Origin of the sequence: Mesorhizobium sp. M4A.F.Ca.ET.022.05.2.1, from assembly GCF_003998845.1 — a bacterium.
Taxonomy (GTDB): Bacteria; Pseudomonadota; Alphaproteobacteria; order Rhizobiales; family Rhizobiaceae; genus Mesorhizobium.
The window spans coordinates 1-554 of record NZ_RZOJ01000818.1 but is presented as its reverse complement, the minus strand read 5'-3'; the positions used below and the strand labels follow the sequence as shown (position 1 = coordinate 554).

The 554-nt window shown below is 69.9% G+C and carries 1 protein-coding gene; it reads left to right on the top strand.

The window, feature by feature from the left end:
- The coding region (gene cobA / locus EN745_RS35605) for a uroporphyrinogen-III C-methyltransferase (RefSeq protein ID WP_127423361.1) at nucleotides 1-554 on the top strand (554 nt) is incomplete at both ends.

The following is a 554-nucleotide window of genomic DNA, read 5'->3' as shown; positions in this document are numbered from 1 at the left end:
GTGGAGCAGGCGCTGGCGCGGCTGAACTTCAAGCCGCGTGCGCTGGAGCCCGGCCATGTCTGGCTGGCCGGCGCCGGCCCCGGCGATCCCGGCTGCCTGACGCTCGAAGTGCTGGCCGCGCTCGGGCAGTGCGACGCGCTCGTCTACGACGCGCTGGTCTCGCCCGATATCGTCGCGGTCGCCGAAAGCGCCGAGCTCTTCTATGCCGGCAAACGCGGTGGCCAGCCGTCGATGAAGCAGGACGATATAACAGCTTTGCTGGTGCGGCTGGCGCGCGAGGGACGTCGCGTCGTCCGTCTCAAGGGCGGTGACCCCTATATCTTCGGGCGCGGCGGCGAAGAGGCGCTGGCGCTGGCGCGCGAAGCTATTCCGTTTCGTGTGTTGTCCGGCCTGACCTCGGGCCTGAGCGCGCTCGCCGCCACCGGCATTCCCGCCACCATGCGCGGCATCAACAAGGCGGTCATCCTGGCCACCGGCCATGCCGCCGGCACCGATGACGATCTCGACTGGGCCGCGATTGCCCGCACCGGCCAGCCGGTGGTCGTCTATATGGG